14 protein-coding genes are annotated in these 19,088 nt (G+C 72.5%); 11 read left to right on the top strand and 3 right to left on the bottom strand.

Going from position 1 to position 19,088, the window contains the following annotated elements:
* Genes ACFY9V_RS10155 through ACFY9V_RS10165 form a run of 3 tightly spaced genes read left to right on the top strand, consistent with a single transcriptional unit; the run spans position 1 to position 2,611 of the window.
* Positions 1 to 963 carry an NAD-dependent epimerase/dehydratase family protein gene (locus ACFY9V_RS10155; RefSeq protein ID WP_391160663.1) on the top strand — a complete coding sequence of 321 codons (963 nt, stop codon included), beginning with the start codon at positions 1 to 3 and terminating at the stop codon, positions 961 to 963.
* Positions 960 to 1,646, top strand: a complete 687-nt coding sequence (locus ACFY9V_RS10160) for a spherulation-specific family 4 protein (protein ID WP_355347735.1) — start codon at positions 960 to 962, stop codon at positions 1,644 to 1,646. The genes ACFY9V_RS10155 and ACFY9V_RS10160 overlap by 4 nt, the downstream gene beginning before the upstream one ends.
* Complete coding sequence (locus ACFY9V_RS10165; RefSeq protein ID WP_391160664.1) at positions 1,643 to 2,611, top strand: endo alpha-1,4 polygalactosaminidase; 969 nt, start codon at positions 1,643 to 1,645, stop codon at positions 2,609 to 2,611. Before ACFY9V_RS10160 ends, ACFY9V_RS10165 begins: the two co-directional genes overlap by 4 nt.
* A gap of 18 nt (positions 2,612 to 2,629) precedes the next feature.
* Here the strand turns inward: ACFY9V_RS10165 and ACFY9V_RS10170 are convergent, their stop codons facing one another.
* Both ACFY9V_RS10170 and ACFY9V_RS10175 read right to left on the bottom strand, forming a co-directional pair.
* Positions 2,630 to 5,260 carry a glutaminase domain-containing protein gene (locus ACFY9V_RS10170; protein ID WP_391160667.1) on the bottom strand — a complete coding sequence of 877 codons (2,631 nt, stop codon included), beginning with the start codon at positions 5,258 to 5,260 and terminating at the stop codon, positions 2,630 to 2,632.
* A 62-nt stretch (positions 5,261 to 5,322) separates the two neighbouring features.
* A complete protein-coding gene (locus ACFY9V_RS10175) occupies positions 5,323 to 7,767 on the bottom strand; it encodes an RICIN domain-containing protein (RefSeq protein ID WP_391160669.1) in 2,445 nt (814 codons plus the stop codon).
* A gap of 431 nt (positions 7,768 to 8,198) precedes the next feature.
* On the opposite strand from ACFY9V_RS10175, the gene ACFY9V_RS10180 reads away from it, so the two are divergent.
* From ACFY9V_RS10180 to ACFY9V_RS10215, 8 genes are all read left to right on the top strand, one after another.
* Positions 8,199 to 9,290: an ABC transporter substrate-binding protein gene (locus tag ACFY9V_RS10180; RefSeq protein WP_355347747.1), complete on the top strand. Its 1,092-nt coding sequence runs from the start codon at positions 8,199 to 8,201 to the stop codon at positions 9,288 to 9,290.
* A gap of 328 nt (positions 9,291 to 9,618) precedes the next feature.
* Positions 9,619 to 11,337, top strand: a complete 1,719-nt coding sequence (locus ACFY9V_RS10185; protein WP_391160671.1) for an ATP-binding cassette domain-containing protein — start codon at positions 9,619 to 9,621, stop codon at positions 11,335 to 11,337.
* Positions 11,334 to 12,302 (top strand): ABC transporter permease, encoded by a 969-nt coding sequence (locus tag ACFY9V_RS10190; protein ID WP_391160674.1) that lies wholly within the window; start codon positions 11,334 to 11,336, stop codon positions 12,300 to 12,302. The genes ACFY9V_RS10185 and ACFY9V_RS10190 overlap by 4 nt, the downstream gene beginning before the upstream one ends.
* Complete coding sequence (locus ACFY9V_RS10195) at positions 12,299 to 13,345, top strand: ABC transporter permease (protein WP_188285164.1); 1,047 nt, start codon at positions 12,299 to 12,301, stop codon at positions 13,343 to 13,345. The genes ACFY9V_RS10190 and ACFY9V_RS10195 overlap by 4 nt, the downstream gene beginning before the upstream one ends.
* A 101-nt stretch (positions 13,346 to 13,446) precedes the next feature.
* Entirely contained in the window at positions 13,447 to 14,463 is a 1,017-nt protein-coding gene (locus ACFY9V_RS10200; RefSeq protein ID WP_355347756.1) for a LacI family DNA-binding transcriptional regulator, read from the top strand.
* Between the two features lie 226 nt (positions 14,464 to 14,689).
* Complete coding sequence (locus ACFY9V_RS10205; protein ID WP_391160676.1) at positions 14,690 to 15,814, top strand: galactose-1-epimerase; 1,125 nt, start codon at positions 14,690 to 14,692, stop codon at positions 15,812 to 15,814.
* Positions 15,811 to 16,233: an NTP pyrophosphohydrolase gene (locus ACFY9V_RS10210; protein ID WP_391160679.1), complete on the top strand. Its 423-nt coding sequence runs from the start codon at positions 15,811 to 15,813 to the stop codon at positions 16,231 to 16,233. Before ACFY9V_RS10205 ends, ACFY9V_RS10210 begins: the two co-directional genes overlap by 4 nt.
* Before the next feature lie 106 nt (positions 16,234 to 16,339).
* Positions 16,340 to 17,746 carry an AlkA N-terminal domain-containing protein gene (locus tag ACFY9V_RS10215; protein WP_391160681.1) on the top strand — a complete coding sequence of 469 codons (1,407 nt, stop codon included), beginning with the start codon at positions 16,340 to 16,342 and terminating at the stop codon, positions 17,744 to 17,746.
* Positions 17,747 to 17,864: 118 nt separating this feature from the next.
* On the opposite strand, the gene ACFY9V_RS10220 is transcribed toward ACFY9V_RS10215, so the two are convergent.
* Complete coding sequence (locus ACFY9V_RS10220) at positions 17,865 to 18,980, bottom strand: DUF5954 family protein (protein ID WP_391160683.1); 1,116 nt, start codon at positions 18,978 to 18,980, stop codon at positions 17,865 to 17,867.
* Positions 18,981 to 19,088 lie beyond the last annotated feature (108 nt).

Here is a 19,088-nt window from a genome sequence, read left to right on the forward strand (position 1 = left end):
ATGACGCGGACGCGGATTCTCGTACTGGGCTGTGGCGGTTTCCTGGGCTCCCGGGTGACCGCGCGGCTCCAGCGGACGCCCGGTGCGCGGATCCTGCGCGGCGGGCGGGGCGCGGGGGACGGTGCCAAGGGCGGTACGCGGGGCGGTCCGAAGGGCGGCGCCGGACTCGATCTGGCGGCCGACCTGGCGACCGTGCCGGTCGACGTCCTGGCCCGGCGGCTCGCCGCGCTGGCCCCCGACGCGGTGGTCGACTGCGCGGGCGTGGTGGCGGGCCGCGCCAGCGCGCTGTGCGCGACCAACGCGCGGGGGCCGGCCGCGCTGTGCGAGGCGATGGCGCTCGCCACGCCGTCGGCGCGGCTGGTGCACTTGGGCTCGGCGGCCGAGTACGGACCGGCGGAGCCCGGCGCCGCGCTGGCGGAGTCGGCGCCCGCCCGGCCGGAGGGCGTCTACGGGGCGGCCAAGCTCGCGGGCACCCTCGCCGTGACCGGCTCGGGCCTCGACGCGGTGGTGCTGCGGGTCTTCAACCCGGTCGGCGCGGGCTCGCCGACCTCCGGGCTGCCCGGCAGGCTGGCCGCCGCCTTCCGCGAGGCGCCGCGCGAAGGGGTGGTGCGCACCGGCAGTCTGGCCGCGTACCGCGACTTCGTCGCCGCGGACGACGTGGCGGACGCGGTGGCCCTCGCGGTGGCCGCGCCCGGCTCGGTGCCGCCCGTGGTCAACATCGGTTCGGGCGAGGCGACCCAAGTGCGCACGCTGGCGGCGGAGTTGGCCTCGGTCAGCGGCTTCGCCGGCCGGCTGGAGGAGTCGGGGCGGGGCTCGGAGCGCTCGGCCGGAGTGTCCTGGCACCAGGCGGACATCACGCTCGCGGCGTACGCGCTGGGCTGGCAGCCCACGCGGACGCTGCGGGACGCGCTCACCGCCCTGTGGGCGGCGGTGCCGGGCGAGCCGGTCAGGATCTCACCGTGAGCCATGGCTCCCCCGCGCCCTCCGCGGGCTCGCTGCTCGTGCCGCTGTACGTCCACCCGGCGGTGGACCCGGCCGCGTGGCGGGCCCTGGAGGACGCGGCACCGGCCCTGTACGGGGTGGTGCTCAACGCCGCGGACGGTCCCGGCGACCGGCCGGACCCGGTGTACACGCTCGCCGCGCGGCGGCTGCGGGAGGCCGGGGCGCCGGTGCTCGGCTATGTCGACACCGACTACGCGGCCCGCCCGGCGCACACGGTCTACCGCGATCTGCGCAGGCACCGGGCCTGGTACGCCACCGACGGCGTGTTCTTCGACCGGGTGGCGTCCGACGCGCGGCGGATCCCGTACTACCGGTGGCTGGCCAGGACGGCCCGGCTCTGCGGGGCGCGGACGGTGGTGTTCAATCCAGGGGTGCACCCCGATCCCGGCTACGCCCGTCTCTGCGACCTGCTCGTGACCTTCGAGGGGACCTGGGACGACTACCAGGGCGCGGGCGTGCCGCGCTGGACGGCCGGGCATCCGGCCGAACGGTTCTGCCATCTGGTGTACGGGGTGCCCGACGGTCTCGCGGGGCGGGCGGCCCGGCTGGCGGCGCTGCGCGGTGCGGCCGTGCGCTGCGCGGTCCCCGGTCTGCCGCCCAATCCGTGGCGGACCGCGCCCGTCCCGATCGGAGGAAACGTATGACCGCCCGCCGTAAGGCGCTGAATCTCACCGTGCGCACGGTGACCGCCGCCCTGCTGCTCGTGCTGGCGGCCTGCTCGTCGTCGGGTGACGGGGACGGTGGCGGAGGTGGACGTGGAGGTACGGACGGCGGGGGCACGGCGGGCGGCAGTCCCTCGGTGACCGCGTCCGGCCCCGCGAAGGGCGCCGCGTCGAGCCCCGCCACGACCGGCCCGGCGAGCGCCCCGGAAGGTACGCCCACGCACGCGGCGACCGGGCGGGGCGCGCCCGCGTACTGGCATCCGCGCGCCCGCACTCCCTGGCAGTGGCAGCTCAGCGGCACGGTCGACACCTCGGTGGACGTACCGGTCTACGACATCGACGGCTTCGAGAACGGCGCCGAGGTGGTCAGGACGCTGCACGCGGCCGGGCGCAAGGTGATCTGCTACATCAACGTCGGGGCGTGGGAGTCCTTCCGCCCCGACAGCGGGAAATTCCCCGCGTCGGTGCGCGGCGAGGGCGACGGCTGGGACGGCGAACGCTGGCTGGACATCCGCCGGGTGGACGTCCTGCGCCCGCTGATGGCCGCCCGCTTCGACATGTGCCGCGAGAAGGGCTTCGACGCGGTGGAGCCCGACCTGATGGACGGCTACGCGAACACCACCGGCTTTCCGCTGACGGCCGCTCAGCAGATCACGTACAACCGGATGATCGCCGACCTGGCGCACGAGCGTGGGCTGGCCGTCGGTCTGAAGAACGACGTCGGCCAGGTGGCCACGCTCGTGCGGTACTTCGACTTCGCGGTCAACGAGGAGTGCGCGCAGTACGACGAGTGTGCGCAAATGGCGCCGTTCATCGCGGCGGACAAGCCGGTATTCCACGTCGAGTACAAGCTGAAGACCGGTCAGTTCTGCTCTCAGGCGAGGAAGTTGGGGCTCAGTTCGATGGTGAAGCACCTTTCGCTGGACGCGTGGCGCGATCCCTGCTGAGCGGTCGGGCGACGGCGCTCAGATCATCCGCCACAGGTGGTCGGCGCTGCCGTTGTCGGTCCACTGGGTGACCTGGGCGGCGTCGGCCTGCGACATGCCGTCGACCGCGAGGACCTTGCCCGAGCGGACGTTGACGATCTTCTTCCAGCCGTCGCCGTTGTCGACGATCCGCCACAGGTGGTCGGGCGTTCCGTTGTCCTGGTACTGCTGGACGTGGGCGCCGTCGTCGAGGCTCTGGTCGTGGACGGCGAGCGCTTTGCCGCTGTTGCGGTTGATGATGCGTACGGTGCCGTCGCCGTTGTCGAGCACGGTCCAGACGTGGTCGGCGGTGCCGTTGTCGGCGTACTGGGTGACCTCGGCGGTGTCGGCGCGGGACATGCCGGAGACGGCGAGCACCTTGCCGGAGTTGCGGTTCTGGATCCGGCACCACACCACGGTGGACACGGCGGGTTTCAGGAGCAGGGCCAGCGCGCCGCCCACCACCGGGCGGGCCTGGAAGCCGCGTTGGGCGGCGCTGGCCACGGTGTACCAGTCGCTGAACGGGACGCGCATCCGGGTGGTGTCGGCGTAGGCGTAGACGCCGTTGACGAGCAGGTCGCGGACGCCGGGCCGGTCGGCGAGCCAGGCCGCCGTCCACAGTTCCCAGTCGGCCTTGGTGTAGTCGTTGCGCGGGTCGAGTTCGATGCCGTAAGTGCCGGCGTGGGAGGCGTACCAGTTGGCCTCCTGTTCGGCGAAGCCGACCGGGACCAGGTCGAGGCCGAGCAGCCGGTCGGGGAAGCCGTTGTACTTCAGGCTCCAGGTGCCGTCCTGGTCGTAGGCCAGTTTGAGGTGGGTGCCGGAGGAGTCCTGGGCGAGGGTGGTCCACTGGCTGAGGTAGCCGCGGGAGACCGAGCGGTAGCGGGCGGCGTCCGCGGTGTTGCCGGTGGCGGCGGCGATGACGCCCATCGCGCCGATGCCGACCATGCCCTTGAGCGCGAGGTTGGCGCTGTGCGCGATGAAGCCGGTGAAGTCGTCGGTCTGGTTCTGGTAGCCGGGGTCGAGGGTGTTGGCGACCAGGTACTCGGCCCAGCGGCGCAGCACCGCGTAGTGGGCGGCGGCGTATGACGCGCCGTCAGCGGTGGGCAGCCGCTGGACGATCGCCGCGACCATGATGAGCATGTTCGCGGACTCCTCGACCGGCATGCTCTCCTCGTTGCCGTCGGCGCGGCCGAAGGCGTTGGGGTAGGTGCCGAGGTCGTGCGGTGCGAAGTCCTGTGACCAGCCGCCGTGTTCGACGTAGTGGAAGAGCGGTTCGAGCACCAGTCGCAGGTAGGCCGGGGAGAGGTAGAGGTAGGCGGGGAAGGCGGGGTAGATCACGTCGACGGTGGACATGTCGCCGTTGGAGGAGATCTCCTTCAAGAACGCCCAGGGGCCGCCGTCGCGGTCGACCAGTTCGGTGCCCGCGACGGCCTGGCGCAGCGCGAGGGCGCAGACGGCGGCGTAGTGGTCGCCGGTGCTTCCGCCGCCGGCCGCGGTGACCGCGTCGTCGTGGATCTTCTGGTCGAGGGCGGTCGCGGCGGTCAGCGCGGCGCCGCGGTCGGCGTCGAACCAGTCCACCATGGCGGTCCAGGAGCTCCAGTAGTGCGTCCACCAGGGCTGGAGTTGTGCGCCGAGGTGGGTGACGGCGGGGGTGCGGACATGGCCGAGGACGACGGTGAACTCCGCCGACGGTGTACCGGAGTCGACGGTGCCGAAGTCCCGGTTGAGGCCGAGCACCGGCCATCGGTCGTTGATCGCGCGCGGCTTGGCGGTGTCCACCGAGCCGTCGAGCCGCCCGGTGGCCGCCGAGGCCGCGCGCACCACGGTGTCCTGGCCGATCTGATGGGTCACCGCGCCGCCGGTGGCGGTGGCCAGCACGAGCCGTCCCCAGGACGCCTGGTCGCCGCTCTCCTGAAGGACACCCGGGGTGGCGGGTTCCGCGCTGAGCACGGTCATCCGGCCGGTGGTCGTACGGTCCCACGTGATGGGCGTGGCGACGTTGTTGTGCACCCACTCGCCGGAGGCGTCGAGATGGACGTCCACGGTGTGGGAGCGGCCGTCGTTGCTCGCGGCCCGCACGGTGACGTAGCTGAGCGGTACGCACTGGCGCTGGAGATCGCCGACGTCGACGGGTGAGAAGAAGGTGACGGTGAGCGTCACGCCGCCGCCGCTGAGCTGGTAGATCGAGCGGGTGGCGGTGAGTTGCAGCGACACCTGCTGCATGGTCGTGAGCGCGGGGCCGCCGGGCAGCGCGGGGTTGCCGAGGAAGACGTACGCGGCGCCGTCGATCCGGGCGAGACCGCACAGCGCGGTGACGTGGCCGGTCCAGAAGGCGGGCCAGGTCCCCGCGAGGTTGTCGGCGGGCAGCCAGGTCGACAGGTACGGCGAGCGGACGGCCAGCGGTACGGCGGGCGGGCGCAGCGGGCTGAAGGTGGAGGCCGCCGCCTGGGCGGCGTGCGGGGCCGCGCCCGGAACGGCCGTCGCGGTGACGGCGTTCGCTGTGGCGGCCTGCGCGGGCACGGCGGCGAGCCAGCCGCCGGTGGCCGCGGCGGCGGTCAACGCGCCGCTCCAACGCAGGAGTTCGCGGCGTCCGGGGCGGGCGTGCGGGGTCGCGGAGTCGTCGGGGGTCACGGGGGTCCGTCCTCAGAGGTGGGGGGAAGGAGAGCGGAGCGGGGGTGGGGGGAGCCGGGGGCTCAGCGCAGTTGCCACAGGTGGTCGGCGGTGCCGTTGTCGTCGTACTGCACGACCGGCGCGCTGTTGGCCGTCGACATCAGGTCGACGCCGAGCACCTTTCCCGAGTTCTTGTTGCGGATGCGGTACCAGCCGTCGCCGTTGGCCACGAGCTGCCACAGGTGGTCGGCGGTCCCGTTGTCGTCGAACTGCACCACCTGGGCGCTGTTCGCGGTCGACATCAGGTCCACGCCCAGCATCTTCTGCGAGTTGAGGTTGCGGATGCGGTACCAGCCGTCGCCGTTGTCGACGAGCTGCCACAGGTGGTCGGCGGTGCCGTTGTCGTCGAACTGCACGACGTGGGCGCTGTTCGCGGTCGACATCAGGTCGACGCCCATGACCTTGTTGGAGTTCTTGTTCCAGATCCTCAGGTAGTCACCTGCCGGTGCCCACGGGGTGCCGTTGGGGGTGGCGGTGGGGAAGGCGGAGATCCGCAGCCGGGCGGCGCCCATCGGGATCAGCGTGACGGTCTCGACGGCCGCGGTGCTGCGGGCCGGGCTGGTCTGGAGCGGGTTGACGACCTGCTGTCCGTCCGCCTTCCACTCGGCGATACGGCGGGCGGGCACGGTGATCCGTACCGGCGTGCCGTCGTGCGTGAAGGGGTTGGCGGCCAGCGAGCCGCCCGACTTGGTGAAGGCCGGGGACCCGGAGTCGAGCGCGAGCCCGTAGTTCCAGGGTGTGGTGGCGTGCACCTCGTACTCGGGGAACTCGGCGTCGCCCGCGTACCGCACGTAGTTCTCACCGATGTTCAGCGCGTACGTGAGCGGTCCGTGGTCGACGGAGACGGCGCCGTGGTTGGCGGACCAGGTGCGGACGGTGGTCTGCTGCGGGAGCTGGACGGTGACGGTGTCCCCGCTGTTCCAGGTGCGGCTGATCTTGGTGAAGGCGGGTCCCGAAGGGGCGCTGACCGCTTGGCCGTTGACGGTGACGCGCGGGGCGGAGCACCAGCCGGGGACCCGCAGGTACAGCGGGAAGACCAGGGCGCGCGGTGCGGTGATCTTGAGCGTGACCGTGTCCGCGAAGGGGTAGTCGGTGGTCTCGGTGATGGTGACCGAGGTGCCGTCGGCGACCTTGGCCGTGACGCTGCTCGGTGCGTACATCGCGGCGGCCAGGCCGTTGTCGGGGGTGGCGAGCCACAGCTCCTCGGTGAAGTACGGCCAGCCCATGCCGTAGTTGTGCGGGCAGCAGCGGTACTGGTCGACGCCCGGCTGGAAGGACTGCATGGCGAAGCCGTTCTGGAACTGCCCCTGCGTCTTCGGGGTGTTGTTCAGATCGACGCTGTTGGCGCTGGTGATGTAGTGCACGCCCTTGCCCGCCGGGTCGAGGGCCGCGGGCAGTGAGTTGAAGGCCAGGTCCTCGCAGCGGTCGGCCCACAGCGGGTCGCCGGTGATCCGGGCCAGCAACTGGTGGCTGGCCATGAACTCCACGATGCCGCAGGTCTCGAAGCCCTGCCGGGGGTCGCCGAAGCCGGGCCTGGCGTTCTCGTCGCCCGCGAAACCGCCGCCGGGGAACTGGCCGTAGGCGGACATCACCGCGGTGTAGTTCTGGTAGGCGGCCTGGGTGAGGGCGTTGGACGGCGAGCGGAGCGCGTACTGCGCCGGTTCCCTGAAGCCCTGGGCGATGTTGACGTTGTGCAGCGACGGAAGGTTGTTGACCCAGTTGGCGCCGCCCGCGTGGATCTTGTCGGCGAGGTCGAGCAGATAGCTCTCGCCGGTGCGGTTGTAGAGCCAGAAGACGCTGTCCAGGCCGTCGCCCCAACGCACCGACACCCAGCTCTGGTTGAAGGCACCGGGGCCCTGGGCGTTCATGTAGCGGAAGAAGGCGGACAGCAGCGGGATGATCCTGGTGTCCCCGCTGTACTCCTGCCAGTTGCGCAGTGCCCAGGTCAGCGGGAGGAACGGCCAGAAGTCGGGGCCGCCGCCGAGCGAGGTGCGCAGGGCCGTCGGGCCGAAGAAGCCGTCGGACTGCCGGGTGGCCACGATGGCGTCGATCCAGCGGCGTACGGCGGCCAGCGCGGTGGCGTCCTGGGTGAGCACGGCGAGGTCGACATAGCCGCGCAGCCAGTACGGCACTTCCTCCCAGCCGGCGCGGTCGGGGTGCGCCCAGCCGCTGTTGTCCATGGCGAGGAAGTGCGAGATGTCGGCATACCGGCCGCACAGACCGGCGAGTTGGAGGCGCAGTTGGCCGTCGAGCCAGCCGCGCGCGGTGACGGCGCCGGGCGGCAGCCGCAGGAAGGCGGTGGGGGCCAGCGGTGCGGCGTTCGGCGCGTAGAGGCCGCCGCGGGCGGGGGCGACGCGGGCCGCGGCGGGGGTGGGGGCGGCCTGGGCGCCGCCCGCGAACCGCAGTTGGAGCCCTGCGGTGCCGGCGGCGAGTGCGGTGAGTGCGAACTGACGACGGTTCAGGGGCATGGGGGGTGGCTCCTGGTGGCTTCGGGTGGGGCGCTGCGGGGGCGCGAACCCTGGCGGCGACGGTCCTTCCAACGTTGGAAACGGCGGTGCCACCCGGAATGACAGCACGCAGGGATGGGCATGTCCAGAGCAGCGACAGAAGTCGTACGGGCCTGTCGGGGTTGTTGCCTGAGCACGGATCACAGCGGTGGGAAGCATTTTGGAAACATCGGGAACGACGGGTTGTCGAGGTGCCGCCGCGCGTATATAACGTTGTAAAGCCGAGGGAGGGAACGGGCGTTCCCACCCCCGGAGCGCCGCCATCTCCGCACGTCATACCGCCTCCTCGGGGAGCCCGGACCGGGCCCCGGAAGCGCACCCGCCCCGGCACGGAGCCGGACCCACGTACGACTCGACGGCCGCTGCCGTCGCGACCAAGGAGTGTCGTGAGCATGACGAACCACAGAACCCGCGCACTGGCCGCCACCTGTCTGCTGCTGGCCACCGCAGGGCTGGCCGCCACCGGCTGCTCCAAGTCGGAGTCCAGCGACAAGGGCGCCTCCCCCTCCGGCTCGGACCAGGCGGCGCAGCAGCAGGTCACCACGGACCCGACGGCGTCCGGCGCGGGCTGCACCCTGACGGCGTACGGCGCCCCCAAGCTCGACCTGAAGAACGCGGTGGTGGGCTTCTCCCAGTCGGAGAAGGAGGACAACCCGTTCCGTATCGCCGAGACCCAGTCCATCAAGGACGAGGCCGCCAAGCTCGGCGTGAAGAAGCTGCTGACCACCGACGCGCAGTCCCAACTCCCCAAGCAGATCAGCGACATCCAGGACATGCTCGCGCAGGGCGCGCAGCTCCTGATCGTCGCGCCGCTCAACTCCGACGGCCTGGACCCGGCGCTGAAGGCCGCCGCCGCCAAGCACGTGCCGGTGATCACCATCGACCGGAAGATCAACGCCACGTCCTGCAAGGACTACGTCACCTTCCTCGGCTCGGACTTCGTCGAGCAGGGCAAGCGCGCGGCGGACGCCATGATCAAGGCCACCGGCGGCAAGGGCCAGGTCGCGATCCTGCTCGGCTCCTCGGGCAACAACGTGACCACCGACCGCACCAAGGGCTTCGTGGACGAGATCGCCGCCAAGGCGCCCGGCCTGAAGGTCGTCGCTCAGCAGACCGGTGACTTCACCCGTGACAAGGGCCAGCAGGTCATGGAGCAGCTCATCCAGTCCAAGCCGGGCATCACCGCGGTCTACGCGGAGAACGACGAGATGGGCCTCGGCGCGGTCACCGCGCTCAAGAGCGCGGGCAAGAACCCGGGCAAGGACGTCAAGGTCGTCTCGGTCGACGGCACCCGCAACGCCGTGCAGGCGATCGTCAACGGCACGTACAACGCGGTGATCGAGTCCAACCCGCGCTTCGGCCCGCTGGCCTTCGCCACCGCGCAGAAGTTCTACAGCGGCGAGGCGATCCCGGAGAACGTCATCATCTCGGACCGCGCCTACGACGAGTCCAACGCCAAGGCGTCGGTCGGCGGGGCGTTCTGACCCTCGGTCAGGAGGAATCGGTGGCGCGGCTCCCCCCGCGCCACCCCTCGGACAGGCGTACGGCGGGATGCCTCCCCGCCGTACGCCGCACCATCGGCGGGTCGGCCCGCCGGGCTGTCGAGCCGGTGGGGGCGCCTGTAGCCCGTACGACCACAGGGCCGCCGCCTGCCGGCCAGCTCCACCCGTAAGAGCGCGCCCCACCCGTAGAGCCCGCCCAGCCCGTAGAGCCTGCCCCACCCGTAAGAGCCCGCCCCACCAGTAGAGCCCGTACAGCCCGTCAGCCCGTAGAAGAGTTCCCGCTTCCCCGCGACCCCGGAAGGCCACGACCATGGCACCACCCGAAGCCGCCGCGGCCCAGTCCGCGCCGCCCGGTCCGCCGAGCCCGCCACCGGCGGCCGGAGCCGTACTGGAGGCCGTCCGCGTCAGCAAACGCTTCCCCGGCGTGGTGGCGCTCGACGACGTCTCCTTCACCCTGCGCGAGGGCGAGATCCACGCGCTGGTCGGGGAGAACGGCGCGGGCAAGTCGACGCTGATCAAGCTGCTCACCGGGGTCTACCGGCCCGACGACGGCGAACTGCGGCTGGCGGGCGAGCCGATCGCCTTCCACCACCCGCACGAGGCGCAGCGCGCCGGGATCTCGACCATCTACCAGGAGGTGAACCTGGTCCCGCTGATGAGCGTGGCCCGCAACATCTTCCTGGGCCGGGAGCCGAAGAACCGCTTCGGCCTGATCGACTTCCCCCGGATGCACCGCGAGACCGCGGAACTCCTCGGCGGCTTCGGCATCACCGCCGACCCGCGCCGCCCGCTGCACACCCTGGGCATCGGCACCCAGCAGATGGTCGCGCTCGCCCGCGCCGTCTCCGTGCGGGCCCGGGTGGTCGTCATGGACGAGCCCACCTCGTCGCTCGAACCGCGCGAGGTCGAGACGCTGTTCCGGGTGATCCGTGAGCTGCACGAGCGCGGCATCTCGATCCTGTACGTCAGCCACCGGATGGACGAGCTGTACCGGATCTGCGACCGCGTCACCGTCCTGCGCGACGGCCGCCTCGTGCACAGCGGCGACCTGGCCGACACCGACCGGGTGCGGCTGGTCTCGCTGATGCTCGGCCGGGAGGTCGCCGAGGTCCGCAGGCACGGTGCCACCAGCTTCGGCGAGGGCCACACCGCCGAGCGCCAACCGGTGCTCACAGCGAGGAGACTGACCCGCCGTCACCTGCTGCACGACATCGGCCTCGACCTGCGGCCCGGCGAAGTGCTGGGCCTCGGCGGCCTGTTGGGCTCGGGGCGCAGCGAGACCGCCAAGGCGCTGTCCGGGGCGCTGTCACTGGACAGCGGCGAGGTCACCGTCGGCGGGCACACCGTGCGCCGCCTCACCCCGTCCGCCGCGATCAGGGCCGGGATCAGCCTGCTGCCCGAGGACCGCAAGGCCGAGGGCATCGTGCCCGGCCTCTCGGTCCGGGAGAACATCGTGCTGGCCGCGATGCCCCGGCTGTCCCGCGCCGGGATCGTGTCCCGGCAGCGGCAGGACCGGATCGTCGACATCTTCATGAAGCGGCTGCGGATCAAGGCCGCGGGCCCCGAGCAGAAGGTCGGCGAGCTGTCCGGCGGCAATCAGCAGAAGGTGCTGCTGGCCCGCTGGCTCTGCCTGGAGCCGAAGGTGCTGCTGCTGGACGAGCCCACCCGCGGCATCGACGTCGGCGCCAAGGCCGAGGTGCAGTCGCTGATCGACGACCTCGCGGGAGAGGGCCTGGCCGTCCTGCTGATCTCCTCCGACATCGAGGAGCTGGTCGAGGGCGCCGACCGCATCGTGGTGCTGCGCGCCGGAGCGGTGGCCGGTGAGCTGACCGGCGACGACGTCGAGGAGAGCGCGTTGCTCGCCGTACTGGCGGAGACCGGGGACGACGACAGCGCCGCCGCGCCGGACACCGACCCGGAACCCGCAGCCGCCGACGCGGAGCCCGTACCCGCCGACGCGGAGCCCCTACCCGCACCCGCTCCCGCGGCGGACTCCGGCTCCGCCACCGCGAAGGAGGACCCGCGATGACCTCGGCCCCGTACTCACTCCCGCGCGGCCTGGACCGGTCGCGGATCGCGGACTGGCTCCAGCGGTACGGCGTGTACGCCGCGGTCGCCGCGCTGCTGGTCTTCAACGGCGTCTTCACCGACCACTTCATGACGACGGACAATCTGCGCACGCAGCTCGTCCAGGTCTCCCCCGTCGTCATCGTGGCGCTGGGCATGGCGCTGGTGATCGGCACCGAGGGCGTCGACCTGTCGGTGGGCTCCACGATGGCGCTGGCCAGTTCCGTGCTGCCGCTCTACCTCGGATACGGCCTGCTGCCCGCGCTGTCGGTGGCGCTGCTCGCCGGTGTGCTCGTCGGCCTGATCAACGGCTCGCTGGTGTCGCTGGTCGGGCTGCAACCCATCGTGGCCACCCTGGCGCTCTTCGTCGGCGGCCGGGGCCTGGCCCTAGTCATCGCCGACGGGAAGCTCAAGCAGATCGAGAACCAGAGTCTGCTGGACCTCGGCACGAACAGCGTGCTCGGCGTCCCGATCGTCGTCCTGATCGCGGGCGTGCTCGCGCTGTTGGTCGCCTTCCTGGTGCAACGCACCACCTTCGGACGCCAGTTGGTGGCCATCGGCGGCAACCGCGCCGCGGCCAGGCTCGCCGGACTCCCCGTCAAACGGGTGCTGATCGGCGTGTACGTGCTGTGCGGGGTGCTGGCCTCGCTCGCGGGTGTGCTCGCCACCGCGCGGCTGACCGCCAGCGACCCGTCCTCGCTGGGCAATCTGATGGAGCTGTCGGCCATCACCGCGGTCGTGGTCGGCGGCACCCCGCTGACCGGCGGCTCGGTACGCGTCCTCGGCACGGTGTTCGGCGCGCTGCTGATGCAGCTCCTGCACGCCACGCTCGTCACCCACAATCTGCACGACTCCACCGCCCAGATGGTCCAGGCGGGCATCATCCTCGTCGCCGTCTACGTCGCCCGGGAGCGTCGATCCCGATGAAAGCCCTCGTGAAAACAGCCGCCCCCGCTCCCGCGCTCGCCGTGGCCGGTGACGCGCCGCTGCCGGTGAGCGCGGAGTCCCGCCCCTCCGGGCGGCAGCGCGCCGCCGAACTCCTCCAGCGCCAGGGCGTCCTGGCCGTCCTCGTCCTGCTCTGCCTGATCTCGTCCTTCGTCTTCGACTCCTTCGCCACCCTCGACAACACGCGCGGCATCACCATCCAGGCGTCGTTCCTGTCGATCGTCGCGCTCGGCATGACGATGGTGATCGTCACCGGCGGCATCGACCTGTCGGTCGGCTCGGTCTTCGCGCTCGGCGGTGTACTGGCCGCGTGGGCCTCGCAGTACGGATTCCTGCCCGCGCTGCTGGTGCCGCTCGTGGTGTGCGGCGCGATCGGCACCTTCAACGGACTGCTGGTCGCGCGGGCCGGGATGGCCCCGTTCATCGTGACGCTGGCCTCGCTGCTCGGCGCGCGCGGGCTGCTGCTCGCGCTCACCCACGAGGGCGCCACCACGTATCTCGTGCCGCGCGGCTCGGCCTTCCAGGAGCTGGGCGGCGGCGCGGTGTGGGGCTTCGGCTACCCGGTGCTGATCGCGCTGGCCCTGTTCGGGGTCGGCGGCCTCGTGCTCCAGCGCACCTCGTTCGGCCAGGCGCTGTTCGCCGTCGGCGGCAGCGGTGACGCGGCGCTGCTGATGGGGCTGCCGGTGGCCCGTACGAAGGTGCTGGTCTATACGCTCAGCGGGCTGCTCGCGGGGCTGGCGGGCGCGTTGAACGCGGCCCGGCTGTCCTCGGGTGTGACCATCATCGGTGTCGGCATGGAGCTGGACGCGATCTCCGCGGTGGTGATCGGCGGCACGCTGCTGGTCGGTGGCGCGGGTTCGGTGTCGGGCACGCTGTGGGGCGTGCTGCTGCTCGGTGTGATCCAGAATCTGATCAATCAGATCGGTTCGCTCAACTCCTCCTACCAGTCGGTGGTCAGCGGCGGCTTCCTGATCGTGGTCGTCGTCGCCCAGCGCTATCTGTCGGCCGCCCGCCGGGGCACCTGACCGGGCCGGGAGGGGCCGTCCGCGATCCGCGGGACCGGCTCCAGCACACTGAGGCCGGAACCGCCGCGCCTCGCACGAGGTCGGCCGAGGGAAGGAACTCCGTGGGCGCCAGCCTGAAGGATGTCGCGCGACTGGCGGGCGTGTCCGTCAAGACCGTGTCGAATGTGGTGAACAACTATCCGCATGTCACGCCGGGGATGCGGGAGCGCGTGCAGCGGGCCATCGACGAGCTGGGCTACCGGCCGAATCTGACGGCCCGCCATCTCCGGAAGGGCCGCACCGGCATCATCGCGCTGGCCGTCCCCGAACTCGGCAACCCGTACTTCGCGGAGCTGGCCGGGGCCGTCATCGACGCCGCCGCCCGGCACGACTACACGGTGCTGCTCGACCACACCGCGGGCCAGCGCGAGAAGGAGGTGCTGGTCTCGCAGGGCTTCCGGGCCCATGTCATCGACGGCCTGATCCTCAGCCCGATCGAATTGGAGGCCGCGGACCTGCTGGGCCGCATGGACGACGCGCCGCTGGTGCTGCTCGGCGAGCGGGAGTACGACGCCCCGTACGACCAGATCGCCATCGACAACGTGGCGGCGGCCCGTACCGCCGTACGGCACCTGACCGGCCTCGGGCACCGGCGGATCGCGTTCCTCGGCGCCCGCAGGGAGAGCGCCAGGCAACCGGCGCACCTGCGACTGCGCGGCTGGCGCGAGGAGTTGGCGGCGGCCGGGCTGCCGGACGACGACTCGCTGGTGGCCGCCACCGACGGCTACGGCCGCTGGGACGGCGCCGCCGCGATGAACGCGCTGCTCGACCGCGGCACCCGCCCCGACGCCGTGTTCGCGTACAACGACCTGATGGCGCTCGGCGCGATGCGGGCCCTGGTCGAGCGCGGGCTGCGGGTGCCGCAGGACGTGTCCGTGGTCGGCTTCGACGACGTCGAGGAGGGCCGCTTCTCGACGATCGCGCTCACCACGGTGTCCCCGGACAAACAGGCCATCGCACGGCTCGCCGTGGAGCGGGTCGTGGCGCGGCTGACCGGTACGCCGCAGATCAGGCCGGAGCGGATCACGCCCGGATACACGCTGGTCACCAGGGAGTCGACCGCGCCCAGAGCGGGGTGAGCGCGCCGCGTAGCGTTGTCCCCGGGGGGTCGGCCACCGGTGCCCGCCCGTGGTCGCCCGTGGTCGCGCCTCCGGCCGATTTCCCCGCCCGGTCTTCCCGTCGCCTTCTCGCCGCCTTGCCGCCGTCTTCCCGTCGCCTTCCCGCCGCCTTCCCGCCGCCTTCCCGCCGTCGGACGCCCGCCGCGTCCGGCATCCGTCGCCCCGACCCCCTTTACGAGGACTGCCGATGCCCCGTCCCACCCCGCTCAGCGAACCCTTCGGCACCACTCCCGACGGGTGGCGAGTGGAACGCTGGCGGCTCAGCTCGGCCTCCGGGGTGAGCGCCGAGATCCTCACCTACGGCGGCGTCCTGCACGCGCTGCACGTGCCCGACCCGACGGGCCGCCCCGCCAACGTGGTGCTGTCCCTGCCCGACCTGGCGGCGTACGCCTCCGACACCCCGTACTTCGGCGCGCTCGTCGGCCGTTACGCCAACCGGATCAGTGAGGCCCGCTTCACGCTCAACGGCCGCCACTACCGGCTCCCGGACAACGACGGCGGCCACAATCTGCACGGCGGCCCCGAGGGCTTCGACAGCCGCGTCTGGCGGGCGGAGCCGCTGCCCGGCGCGCTGCGGCTGACGCTGCACAGCCCGGACGGCGACATGGGCTTCCCCGGCGCGATGGACGTCACGGTGACGTACGCGCTCGACGACGACGGGACGCTGTCGCTGGACTTCGAGGCGCGCAGCGACCGGCCGACGGTGGTCAACCTCACCAACCACGCGTACTTCAACCTGGGCGGGTCGGAGGCGAGGGACGGCGCCGAAGCGGCGTCGCGGATCGCGGGAGGCGACGTGCTGCGCCACACCCTGTACGTCGACGCCGACCGCTTCCTGCCCGCCACGCCCGAGTCCATCCCGTGGGGGCCGGAACAGGCCGTGGAGGGGACGCCGTTCGACCTCAACGAGCCGCGCCCCCTCGGCGACGGCGTGCGGGACGCCGACCCGCAGATCAAGACGGCCGGAGGGTACGACCACTGCTTCGTGCTGCGCGGCAACTCCGGTGGTACGGGCGAGGCCGTGGGCGAGCCGCGGGTCGCCGCCGTCCTCTCCGACCCCGACAGCGGCCGGGTGATGGAGGTGCGCACCACGCAACCGGCCATCCAGGTCTACACGGCCAACAAGCTCGACGGTTCGCTGACCGGCCCCGACGGGCGGACGTACCACGCGCACGACGCGGTGTGCCTGGAGACCCAGCACCTGCCGGACTCGCCGAACCACCCCGAGTACCCCTCGACCGAGCTGCGCCCCGACGAGGTCTTCCGCAGCCGCACCGAATTCCGCTTCCCGCACCTGGCGGGCGGCCGGTGACGAGCGCGCCGACCGCACCCCTGCTCGTCGTGGACGGCGCCAACGTCGTCGGCTCGGTGCCCGACGGCTGGTGGCGCGACCGGCGCGGCGCCGCCGAGCGGCTGCGCGACGCGCTCGTGCCGCTCGCCGCGTCGGGCCTCGCCGAGGACAGCGGCGCCCCGCCGTGGGCCCGCGGCCACGGGCTGGACATCGTCCTGATCGTCGAGGGCGCGGCGCGCGGCGTCGAGCCGGTACCCGGCGTACGCGTGGAGTCCGCGCCCGGCAGCGGCGACGACCTCATCACCGAGGTCGCCGCCCGCTCGCGCACCGCGGACCCCGACCGCCCGTGCCTCGTCGTCACCGCCGACCGTGGCCTGCGAGCGCGCGTCACGGAGGTCGGCGCGGCCGTCGTGGGGCCGCGGGCGGTCCGGCCACGCTGACGCCGGTGCCCCCGGGGGCGGGGCTCCGGGGACGCCCTCGCTCGCCGGAAGGCCGTGTCCGATTTCCGCCAGCTCGGGGCGCCGGAGCCCTCGCATACTGGGACGCGTGACAGTCGAGGACAGCAGATACGAGGCGGTGAGCAGCCGGGACGCGCGCTTCGACGGAGTCTTCTTCTTCGCCGTGGCCACGACCGGGATCTACTGCCGTCCGAGCTGCCCCGCGATCACCCCGAAGCGCGAGAACGTGTCCTTCTACGCGACCGCCGCCGCGGCCCAGGGCGCGGGCTTCCGGGCCTGCCGCCGGTGCAGGCCGGACGCGGTGCCGGGTTCCGCCGACTGGAACGCGCGGGCCGACATGGTGGGCCGCGCGATGCGGCTCATCGGGGACGGCGTCGTCGACCGCGAGGGCGTCGCGGGCCTCGCCACCCGGCTCGGCTACAGCGCCCGGCAGGTGCAGCGGCAGCTCAACGCCGAGCTGGGCGCCGGGCCGATCGCCCTGGCCAGGGCGCAGCGCGGCCACACCGCGCGGGTGCTCCTCCAGACCACCTCGCTCCAGGCCGCCGAGATCGCCTTCGCGTCGGGCTTCGCGAGCGTGCGGCAGTTCAACGAGACGATCCGGGAGATCTACGCCGCCACCCCGACCGAGCTGCGCACGGACGCACGCTCCGGGCCGGTGGGTGGGGCTGCCGGGGTGCCGCTCCGGCTGGCCTTCCGCGGCCCCTACGCCTCCGCGCGGGTCTTCGACTTCCTCGCCGCACGCGCCGTGCCCGGCGTCGAGGAGATCGTCGGCGCCCCCGGCAGCCGTACGTACCGCCGTACCCTGCGGCTCCCCCACGGCACGGGCATCGCCGAGGTCGCCGAGCGGCCCGGCACAGGCAATTGGCTGGACTGCCGACTCCACCTGGGCGATCTCCGCGACCTCACCACGGCCACCCAGCGCGTCCGCCGGCTCTTCGACCTCGACGCCGATCCGTACGCGGTCGCCGAACGTCTCGGCTCCGACCCGCACTTTGCCCCGCTGGTCGCCGCCCTTCCCGGCCTCCGCTCCCCCGGCTCCCCCGACCCGGCGGAACACGCCGTCCGCGCCGCCCTGGGCGAAGGCACCGCGCCGTTCTCCCCGGCGCCCCTGGCCGCCTTGGTCGCCCGATACGGCACCCCGCTGAGCGCCCCCGACAGCGCCCTCACACACCTCTTCCCGCGGGCCGAGGATCTGGCCGAGGCCGATCTGGGCAGCCCGGCCGGCCGCTTCCCCGCCAGAGACCTCTGCCGCGCTCTCGCCGACGGTACGGTCGCCCTCGACCCGGGCGCCGACCGCGACGCCGCCGAACGGTCCCTCCTGACCGTCCCCGGCATCACTCCCCTGACCGCGGCCCACATCCGCATGCGCGCCCTCGGCGACCCGGACGTCTTCCCCTCGACGGAGCCGGTGCCGCCCGGGACGGAGAGGTGGCGTCCGTGGCGGTCGTATGCGGCTCATTACTGGTGGGGGGTGAAAGGGGGAGGTCAGGGGTGAGGGGGGCGTCTTGCGCGGGCGCACCGCCCTTCCCCCTTTTTACCGCCCCTCCGCCTCCCCGCGCCGCCGTACCGCAGGGGCGCAGGCTCTTGGGCGCAGCGGTGCCCGGCTGGGTGGGTCAGGGGTGGGGCTTGTTCTTGAGGTTGTCCCGGCGGAGCCGTTCTTCCTCGAAGAGGCGCATGAACTTCCGCATGTGCTCGTCCGGTTCGGGGTCGGGCTCCTCGTCCTCGTCGGTGAGGAGGCCCTGTTCGCGCAGTTGCTGGTCCTGGACCATGACGGGCGGGGTGGGGTCGGGGTCGGAGGGGCGGGGGCCCTCGGGGCCGTCGGGGCCGATGCGGATGAGGCGTTCGACGCGGATCACGCGGAAGTGGCGTCCTGCGACGTCGAGTTCGTCGCAGCGGTGTTCGTCGAGGTGGTCGGCGGCGCGGGAGTAGATCTCGCGCTGCTCGGGGCTGAGGTCCTTCTGCCAGGGGAGCATGACGCGCAGTTGCATGGCGAGGCCGTCGCGGGCCGCCTGCGGGGTGGTGGCGGTGCCGCTGGAGTCGGGGCGCCAACTGCCGCCGTCGCGTTCCGCGGTCATGAAGGTGGCGGGGAGCAGGACACCGCCGGGGTGGGTGTCGGCGGCGTGCCGTGAGTCGTCGCGGACGTCGGCGGGGACGGTGCCGCTTTTGCTGAGGGCGGCGAGGAGTTCCACCTTGAGGATGCCCTCGGACATGCCGGTCGCGTTGACGGGGTCGATGACCAGGCCCGCGGCGGGGTCGAAGCCGCCGGACTCGCCGGGGCCGCTCGGGTCGGGGTCGGTGTCGCGCGGGGGTTCGGGACCGTCGGGCCCCATGCGGATGAAGCGTTCGGCGCGCACCACGCGGTAGCGGCTGCCGCGTACCGTCACCTCGTCGAGAGCTTCCCAGTCCATGCGCTCGCCCGCGGCGAGGAGTTCGGCCCGCGCTTCGGCGTCACCGGCCTCGCTGGCCGCGTGGGCGAGGCGGCGGAAGTGGGAGCCGAGGCTGTCGCGGGCGTCCTGCGGGGCGAGTCCGCTGAAGTACGGGTGCAACTCCCAGCCGCCGGACTCCAGTTCGCACGCGATGCCGAAGACCGGGCCGCCCGCGAACAGCATCGAGGGGTAGGTCTTTCTCGCCTTCCACGCCTCGATGTCGGCGAGCGCCGCGACCGGGGACTCGGGCGTGGTGACCCGGATCGACTGGTAGGCAGGAACATCGTCGCCGTGCGCATCCATGGGACCAGCATGCCCACACCGCGGGGGCGTACGCGACCCATACGCCAAAGCCGTCATGGGTCCGTGAGTTGACGTGACGCGCGTCCACCGGCAGGTATGGGGGCAACA

The sequence above is a fragment of the Streptomyces sp. NPDC008317 genome, from assembly GCF_042955955.1.
Lineage (GTDB): Bacteria > Actinomycetota > Actinomycetes > Streptomycetales > Streptomycetaceae > Actinacidiphila.